7 protein-coding genes are annotated in these 8,595 nt (G+C 57.4%); 4 read left to right on the top strand and 3 right to left on the bottom strand.

The window, feature by feature from the left end:
• The 3 genes from TH5_RS22460 to TH5_RS22450 form a co-directional block, all read right to left on the bottom strand.
• Window positions 1-1,376, bottom strand: a 1,376-nt coding sequence (locus tag TH5_RS22460; RefSeq protein WP_208638519.1) for an autotransporter outer membrane beta-barrel domain-containing protein, incomplete at its 3' end; no start/stop codon positions are given.
• Between the two features lie 341 nt (window positions 1,377-1,717).
• Window positions 1,718-2,704, bottom strand: a complete 987-nt coding sequence (locus tag TH5_RS22455) for a GAF domain-containing DNA-binding protein (RefSeq protein WP_114123751.1) — start codon at window positions 2,702-2,704, stop codon at window positions 1,718-1,720.
• Between the two features lie 95 nt (window positions 2,705-2,799).
• The gene (locus TH5_RS22450; protein WP_114123750.1) at window positions 2,800-3,189 is read right to left on the bottom strand and encodes a c-type cytochrome; all 390 of its coding nucleotides are present in this window, start codon (window positions 3,187-3,189) and stop codon (window positions 2,800-2,802) included.
• Between the two features lie 157 nt (window positions 3,190-3,346).
• On the opposite strand from TH5_RS22450, the gene TH5_RS22445 reads away from it, so the two are divergent.
• The 4 genes from TH5_RS22445 to TH5_RS22430 all read left to right on the top strand — a co-directional run bounded on the left by TH5_RS22445 (window position 3,347) and on the right by TH5_RS22430 (window position 8,563).
• Window positions 3,347-3,859, top strand: a complete 513-nt coding sequence (locus TH5_RS22445; protein ID WP_114123749.1) for a sigma-70 family RNA polymerase sigma factor — start codon at window positions 3,347-3,349, stop codon at window positions 3,857-3,859.
• Between the two features lie 120 nt (window positions 3,860-3,979).
• Entirely contained in the window at window positions 3,980-5,020 is a 1,041-nt protein-coding gene (locus TH5_RS22440) for a FecR family protein (protein ID WP_114123748.1), read from the top strand.
• A 159-nt stretch (window positions 5,021-5,179) separates the two neighbouring features.
• Entirely contained in the window at window positions 5,180-7,627 is a 2,448-nt protein-coding gene (locus TH5_RS22435) for a TonB-dependent siderophore receptor (protein WP_114123747.1), read from the top strand.
• 135 nt (window positions 7,628-7,762) lie between these two features.
• The gene (locus TH5_RS22430; protein WP_114123746.1) at window positions 7,763-8,563 is read left to right on the top strand and encodes an SDR family NAD(P)-dependent oxidoreductase; all 801 of its coding nucleotides are present in this window, start codon (window positions 7,763-7,765) and stop codon (window positions 8,561-8,563) included.
• Window positions 8,564-8,595: the final 32 nt, after the last annotated feature.

The raw sequence follows: 8,595 nt of genomic DNA, 5'->3' as shown, positions 1-8,595 counted from the left end.
TTGCTGTTAAGGGCGGCAAGTCGTCCGCCGATCTGCCCGCCAGCCTGCTGGGCGATCTGGCCGTTGATGGCGGTGGTGCTGGCGTGAACGTCGCCGGAAAGCTGTTCATAGGCGCGCTGGACTTCGGCGGTGGTCAGCCCCTGAAGGGCGGTACGGATGGTATCACCGTCTGCCCCCGGAAGATCATCGATGACAGCGGCGACCGCCGACTGGTTGCCGGTGACGGCATGATCGGTAAAATCGGTGTCGTTGCGTGTGAGGCTAAGTGTCACATCGTTGCCGGTGCCGCCACTACAGGCAACAGAGGCATCATAAAAGGCAAGCTGGTTATTGATGCTGTTGAAGGTGCCGACAACTGCATCGACCCCGTCATTGGCGATGATGATGTGGGTGTAATTGTTCTGGCCGGACATATCATTATCGGGCAGGCCAAGAATGCGGAGCGTCGCACCACCAAGATCAACCGCCCCGTTGACGATCACCTGATCGGCATCACCTGCGGCATTGACTTCGATCGCGAGGATGGAGCCGGAGGTCAGCGTATAGTTGCCATTCACCGTCTGGGTGCCAATCGAATTGCCCGGCGCGTGAATGCCGCCCGATTGCAGTGTGGTCGCGCCAACGGTGCCAGTACCGCCAAGCGTGGTGCCGTTCTGGATTGTGAAGGCCGAGGAACTGGCCGAGCCATTGACCAGCAAGGTGCCACCCGAGACGGTGGTGGTGCCGGAATAGGTGTTGGTGCCGGTAAGGGTCAGCGTTCCTGCCCCCAGTTTGGTGACCTTGCCAGCACCGGAAATGACATTGGCATAGGTCAGGTCATCGCTGCGATTGAAGGCAAGTGTGCCGAGGCTGGTGACGTTAAAGTTCCCGCCAAGGGCCCCGGTGGTGCCGCCATTACCGATCTGAAGGGTTCCCTGTCCGACATAGTTGCTGCCGGTAAAGCCTGATGAATCGCCGGTCAGGATTTGCGTATGGTTGCCGTTCTTGTTGAACTGCCCGTTGCCGCTGATCACGCCGGAATATGTATTGGAACTGGTGGAAGTAATGGTGAAGGTGCCGGTATTGACGATGTCGCCGATCAACTGCCCCCCGTTTACCGCGGCGGTGCCCGTGTTGTTGAAGGTGCCGGTATTGTTCACCGTGGCCCTGATCGACATGTAACTGTTGTTGACCAGGGTTCCGGTATTGTTTAGCGCACCGCCAACATCGAAGGTGCCGTTGTTGGTCAGCGTGCCGATATTGTTGATGGTGCCCGTGCTGTCAAGGGCACTGCCGGTTCCGATGGTGCCACCGTTGAAATCACCGGCAGGATAGGTGCCTGGCACTGTATGGCTGTCACCGTCGGGGACGTTGATCACCGATTGTGCGCGTGCCACGTGCGGCATTGTGAGGATGGCAAGGCTCCCGGCCGCAGAAATAGAGCAGAGCATAGTTGCATCGCGCAGCGCGGCACAAAAGTACCGCATTGATAGTGGATTTTGCATGGTTATCTGCCCGTCAGTCCCAGATAGTCCCCAAGTCGGGCAGTTTTGTTTCCGGGTTGTTTCCCGTCTGTCCCGTGTTTTCGCTTTAGGCAGTGGGAAAAAGATACGCAACCGGAAAGAGACCAACGAACATGCAGTTTCGACGAACCGACAAAACGGCACATCAGAATCAATCAAATAGGGTATTTGGCGGCGGGACTGGATGGGGCGGGGCTGAAAGCCCTAAATGCGATTCAGACGCCGAGCTTGCTGCGCAGTTCCTGGCGGTAGGGGCGAGAGACACTTTGGGTTTCATCAAGAATACGCAGGCTGACCTCCCATCGATCCCCGCTGCTGCCTGCATGGCGATTGAGTTCCGCGACATGATGCAGATTGACAATCGTGGTGCGGTGGATGCGGTGAAAATGGCCCGGCGGGAGCATTCCCGCCCAGACCGAAAGCGGGCGCAGGTCCGTCATGGAGGAGCCGTCCGAGAGAAACAGGGTGGTATAATCCCGCGCCGAGCGCAAACAGACGATTTCAGCCGATGTTACACCCCGGACCCGACCAAAGGTGCGGATATAGATCAGCGGATCGGCCGACAGGTGGGCTACCGGTTGTCTGTTTTGTTGGGCGGGGGTGTTGCTGCCATAGCGCGCAAGCGCAATCAGGTTCGCGCAACGGTAAAGCTGTGATGTGATTGCGCCATCCCAATGCGTATGTATTCGGGTGGCATCAAAACCGATACAGGCGCGCAGGCGGTCTTCGAAAAAGACCGGGATGCAAAGGACGCTTTTGTCATTCTGGCGCAGCATTTCGGCCTGAAGATCGCGGGCGGGACGCGGTAGGGCACTTACATCGTTGATCATGACCGCCTGATTGAGCGACAGGAACTGTTGCAGCCATGCGATCATGGTAACGGGGGTATCTTGCAGATCGGTGACATGCGAGGTAACGGTTTCGCGGCTCCATTCATGGGTGTTGCGAAAGCGCAGAAGCGTTGCGTCATATTCGAACATCCATGCCCGGTCTGCCTCGGCGGACAGTCCGGTCAGTTCCAGAATGCCGGTAATTGCCTGATCACAGGGTTCGGTCAGCAGCATCTGTGCTGTTTGGAAAACCCATGTGTCGCAGCGATCATCCGAAATGTTCCTGCAATCGGGCGACAATGAGAGATCGAAAAGTTCGAAAGACGGGCGCGCTAAAACCTGCGTGCCGGAATGCGACGCGTCCAATAGCATGGTTTGTGTAACCCAATCTGAATTTGATTTTATTATTGTTTCAGATGGTACACGTTTGCGAGTGGATCGCAAGAAGTCAGTGTGAGGGCTGCAGATCAACTTCCGGTTCGGGATGGCGCATCTTTTGCGAGCGCGTCCAGATAGGCCAGAAGATCGGCGATGGTTTCCGGCGTGAAGGTGAATTCCGGCATGGTCAGTTGATCGTGCGACACGGTGATGCCTTCGGCCAGTGCTTCTTCGAGGTTTTCAATCGGCCAGCGTTGACCGAAGCTTGCCAGTGGCGGGGCGGTGGTGATTTCGGGATCGGGATAGGGATCACCGGCAAATTCCATATGACACCGCAGGCAGGTCTGTTCGGCAATCGCCTTGCCGCGAACGATATCGCCCCGTTCCTCGCCGCGATGGGCAAGCTGGTTGCTGATCAGCAGGAAGGCCGCGGCGGCGACCCCGGTGATCAGGATGACAAGGCTTCGTTTGCGTATCATGGCGGTTCCCTCTTTCGTCTTTGGCGGGAGTATAGCGCCATTTGGTAAATGAAGTTTTTCGAATGTGCAGGCGGGATGTTGCGAAAGATATTGATAATCAGTCTTAATATCTGCTAGTGAAGCATCATTGTTTGTGCCGTCCCGAGGAAATACGGCTTTGTCCGCGAACCCCAATGCCCTTGTCCTGTTCATGTCGCATCGTCCGGCACTGGTCAATTATGCCAGCAGCATCACGGGCAATCGCGTGCAGGCCGAGGATCTGGTGCAGGAAGCATGGTTGCGGTTTGACGCGGCATCGGACCGGCGGCTGATCGAGGATGCGACGGGGTATCTTTACCGGATCGTGCGCAACCTGGCGCTTGACAGCAAACGCAGGCTGGTGCGCGAAAGCCGTCTGACATCGGCGGGGGACTATGACGAGGCGGCCCGGATATCGGCCGATATCGCCCCGGATCCGGAAACCGTCGCCCTTTACAAGGATGAATATGCGATCGTGATGGCGGCGATGGATGAATTGCCCGAACGTACGCGCATTGCCTGCGAAATGCATCGGTTTGGCGGCGCGAAGCTTAAGGAAATTGCCGCCTTCCTTGGCATATCCGTGCCGCTGGCGCACAAGCTGGTGGCGGACGGGATCGAGCATTGCAAGCAGCGGCTGGATCAGGCATGAGCCGGGTTCACAATATTTATAGAAAAAAGTTCCGCAAATGCGTTTAGTAGTTGTAGGGATTTTCGGGACAGGCCGGTGCGCACCCGCAATCTGCGATACCGACCGGGAATAGAGACGAGAATGGCAGCGAACACAGATGCGATCCCGCCGCAGGCCTCACGGGAGGCGACCGACTGGCTGATCCTGTTGCAGGAAGAGCCGGACGATCAGGATATTCTGCGCGCATTTGCGGAATGGTGCGAACGTGACCCCGCACATATGCAGGCATGGAACGCCACGCGCCGGGCGGCGGATGTGATGGCGACAGGTGCGCCTGAGCATGCTGATCGCTGGCAGCCCTTCGTTCGTGAGATGCGAACGGGGGGTGAAGGATCGTCTGTTTCATCATCGCGCAAAGACAATGTCGTGCGCCCGGCTTTCGGGCGGCGAAAGATGTGGCTTGGTGGCGGGCTTGCCATTGCCGCATCGCTTTTTGCAGCAGTGATCGGGCCGGGGATCGTTACCCGTGCTGTTACCGGCTGGCAGGCCGATTATGTGACCGATACTGCCGAGATGCGCACCATCACCCTTGCCGATGCCAGCACGGTGACGATGGCACCCGAAAGTGCGATCCGGGTGCGGTTTGAGGCGGGCGAGCGCCATATCGACCTTTTGGGCGGCGAGGCGTTTTTTGAGGTTACCCCGGATGCCGAACGGCCCTTTACGGTTTTTGCCGACGAGGTTGGCGTGACGGTGCTTGGCACCGGGTTTGACGTGCGGCGCAATGAGGCGGGCACGGATGTTGCGGTCGAGCATGGTCTGGTGCGGGTCGGGTTTGATCAGATTACCCCGCCGGTCGCAGAGTTGCTGGAAGCCGGGCAAAGTGCCAGCGTGACATGGCAGGGCGCGGTGGCGCGCGGCCAATTGCCCGCAGGTCAGGTTGCCGCATGGCGGCAGAACCAGTTGATTGCACAGGATCAGCCGTTGGGCACCGTGATTGACGGGCTGCGGCGCTATTATCCGGGCCGGATCATCATCACCGATGATGCGCTGGCGTCCCGACCGGTTACGGGGGTTTATAACCTTGCCGATCCGCTGGCGGCTCTTCGCGGGATTGCGCGGGCGCAAAATGCGGTGGTGCGGCAGGTGACGCCTTGGGTTTTGCTGGTGTCGGCATCCTGAAAATGGCCTGAAACAGGCGTTTGACAAAAACCTGAAAAATTTTCCGAAGTTTTTTTGAAAAAAATCCCCTGAGGCGCGTTTTGTGTTTTAAGCGCAAATGAGAAGCGTTTTTATTCTCATTTGCAATCATGTATATGACGCAGAACGGAGATCCATGGAATGACCACAGGGGGTAAGGCGGGTATGCGGAGCCGCAGCAGACAGACGGTTTTTGCAAGCGCGCTTTTGGTGACAAGCGCATTGGTGCCGGTATTGGTCGCAGCACCGGTGATGGCGCAGGCACAGGTGGCGCAAAGCGGGGCGGGGGTCCTTGCAACGTCACATGCATTTGATATTCCGGCGCAATCCATGACCAGCGCGCTGGCCCTGTTCGGGCAGCAGTCCGGTCTTCAGATCACGGTTGATGGCGCACTTGTGCGCGGGGTTGATGCGCCAGCGGTCAGCGGCAGCATGACATCGCAGCAGGCGCTGGACCGGCTGTTTGCCGGAAGTGGCCTGACCTATAACATTTCCGATGATGGCACCGTGGTGGTCGAGCAGATCGCAACCGGTGCGGCAGCGGCAGAAGGCGAGGTTCTTGATCCGATCCGGGTCGAGGGCAATGCAGAGGGTACCTATGGCCCGATGGGGCCGACACGCGATAGCGTTGTTGCCAGCCGGTCGCGCACGGCATCGAAAACCGACACGCCGATTTTGGATGATTCCGCCGCCGTGTCCGTCGTGACGCAGAAGGAAATGGAAACGCGCAATGTGCAGGACGTGCAGCAGGCGGTCGCCTATACCGCAGGCGTTCAGGCCGGCGAATACGGGTCGGATGTGCGGTATGACTATATCCGTATCCGGGGATTTTATTCGTCGCTTTCGACCTATCGCGACGGATTGTCATCGCGGAACTATAACTTCACAACCGCCCGCCAGGAGCCCTATGGCCTTCAGCAGGTCGATATCCTGAAAGGATCGACATCAAGCCTGTTTGGCATGAACGGGCCGGGGGGCTTGGTCAACCTGATTACCAAACGCCCGCAGGACGAAGCCGGTGGCGAGGTTTTCACAACCCTTGGCGAAAACCATGTGCGCGGTGGCGGTGATGTGACCGGACCGGTCGCGGAAGACAGCAACTGGACCTATCGCCTGACCGGACTTTGGCAGGATGCGGAGCGCGAACAGGATTATTCGCAGGATGACCGGATTTATGTGGCACCTGCCTTTACCTATAAGCCGAAGGCGGGAACGGAATTGACGATCCTGACCAGTTACAGCAACCGCGAAAGCAATCTGGGTTACGGCTTCCCGGCCGGGGTTGAAACCAGCCGAAATGCGTTTTTCGGTGAACCGGATTTCAACACTTTCGATACCGAAGAAACCAATATCGGGTATGAGTTCTCGCACCAGATTACCGACAAGCTGCAATTCCGCCAGAACGCGCGATATACCCATGTCGATCTGGATTACGAGACGGTTTACCTGCAAGATACCGCCCCGCTTGCGGATCGTTATGCCTTTGCGATTTATGGCGAACTTGACCGCTTTGCCATCGACAACCAGGTGCAGTATGACACCGCACTGAATGAAACTTTCGACAGCAAGACGCTGGTCGGGTTCGACTTCAACCGCGATCAGAACCGCGAAAAGCGTTTTGACGGGAGCCCTGCATCAGGTGCAGGTGCACCAGCGATTGATCCCTATAACCCGGTTTATTGCGGGCGTTCGTGCATTACCTTTAGCAGCAGTTCGGACACGGAAATCACGCAGGCGGCCTACGGGCTTTATGCGCAGGAACAGCTTACGATTGCCGATGACTGGATCGCGACTGTGGGTGGACGTTTCGATTATGTCCAAAGCGATACCGATACACTTAGCAGCGGGGCAACCGAGGAACGCGATGACCATAAATTCACCTCGCGCGTCGGCCTGACCTATAAGGCGACGGACGAGGTTTCGGTTTACGGGAACTATTCGGAATCCTTCCAGCCGGTTTATGGCAGTGCGGCTTCCCGCCCGGATGGGACCGCGCCACAGGAAGGCACGCAATACGAGATCGGCGTCAAATATCAGCCAACCGCAATTGATGCGATGTTTACGGCCGCGCTGTTTGACCTGACACAGGAAAACGTTTCGCAGTGGAATTCCACCACGTCGACCTATCAGCAGATTGGCGAGATCAATTCGCGCGGGCTTGAGCTTGAAGGCAAGATGTCGCTTGACGAGCGGACCAATCTGACGCTGGCCTATACCTATCTTGATGCCGAAATCAAAGACGATGTTGTTGCGGGCAATGTCGGCAACCGTCCGTCAAACGTTCCTGAACATAACGCATCGGCGTGGCTGGATTACACCATTCCGGAACATGGGGTGTTTGGCGACCTGACCCTTGGCGGTGGTGTTCGTTTTGTCGGGTCACGCTATAACAACGATGCCAATACCGATCTGCTGGGATCGCATACGGTGGTTGATGCCATGGTGAATTATATGGTGACTGACAATGTCAGCCTTGCGGTCAATGCGACCAACCTGTTTGACCGGGAATATGTCGCGTCCAACACGTTTGGCAGCCGTTTCTATGGCGAGGGCCGCACGGTTCTGGCGACGCTGAAATATAGCTGGTAAGATTTCCGATCCTTAAAGATGTCGGCGGCCGTATCCCCGTGATACGGCCGTTTTGCATGGCGGGGTTGCTGGTTGGTGTCTCTATCGGAAAACGGAAACCTTTGGTAGAATTCCGCAACGTTCCGGGAGGACATCATGGATCAGCGTCTTTTGGGTAAAACGGTTCTGGTATTCGGTGGTGGCTGCTGTGCGCCGGGATGGGGAAATGGCAAGGCGACGTCCGTGCTGCTGGCCCGGGCCGGGGCGAAGGTGGCGGTGGTTGACATCAACAAGATCGCCGCAGATGAAACCGCATCGCTGATCGAGGAAGAAGGCGGCGAGGTCATTGCATTGACCGCCGATATCACCAAACGCGATCAGGTCGATATTGCGGTTTCGACGGCACGCGGGTCGCTGGGCGAGATTGATGTACTGGTCAATAATGTCGGGATGGTGATTGGCGGCGGGCTTGAACGGCTTGACGTTGACGACTGGCACAGCGCGTTTAAGACCAATGTCACCGGATTTTTCCATAGCTGTCAGGCGGTGATGCCCGCGATGCGCAAACGCAAAAGCGGATCGGTGATCAATATCGGATCGGTCAGCGGGGCGCGGCAGATGGGAATTGATTATCCGGCCTATGCCGCAGCCAAGGCGGCAGTTACGCAATTCACCAAATCGCTTGCGGTGGAATATGCGCCGCATCATGTGCGGGTCAATGCGGTGGTGCCGGGGCTTATTCATACGCCACTGGTCGAGGCATCGCTGGCACGGCTTTATGACGGGGCGGAAATCAACCGCATTCTTGAAACCCGCAATGCACAGGTGCCGATGGGGCATATGGGTGATGCGTGGGATGTGGCAGAGGCGGTTTTGTATCTGGCATCGGACGGGGCGAAATATGTCACGGGGATCGAGCTTGTGGTTGATGGCGGGTTAAGCTGCACGACACGGTGACGGGCCATGAGGTGAACTGGTTCACCTATAGC

This window comes from Thalassospira xianhensis MCCC 1A02616 (genome assembly GCF_003326475.1).
Taxonomy (GTDB): Bacteria; Pseudomonadota; Alphaproteobacteria; order Rhodospirillales; family Thalassospiraceae; genus Thalassospira; species Thalassospira xianhensis.
Note: the sequence above shows the minus strand (reverse complement) of the source record. Positions and strands in the feature narration are given on the sequence as shown.

Coding starts and splice junctions, on each gene's coding strand:
- TH5_RS22455 (WP_114123751.1), bottom strand. CDS start 2,704: ATGCTATTGGACGCGTCGCATTCCGGCACGCAGGTTTTAGCGCGCCCG.
- TH5_RS22450 (WP_114123750.1), bottom strand. CDS start 3,189: ATGATACGCAAACGAAGCCTTGTCATCCTGATCACCGGGGTCGCCGCC.
- TH5_RS22440 (WP_114123748.1), top strand. CDS start 3,980: ATGGCAGCGAACACAGATGCGATCCCGCCGCAGGCCTCACGGGAGGCG.
- TH5_RS22435 (WP_114123747.1), top strand. CDS start 5,180: ATGACCACAGGGGGTAAGGCGGGTATGCGGAGCCGCAGCAGACAGACG.
- TH5_RS22430 (WP_114123746.1), top strand. CDS start 7,763: ATGGATCAGCGTCTTTTGGGTAAAACGGTTCTGGTATTCGGTGGTGGC.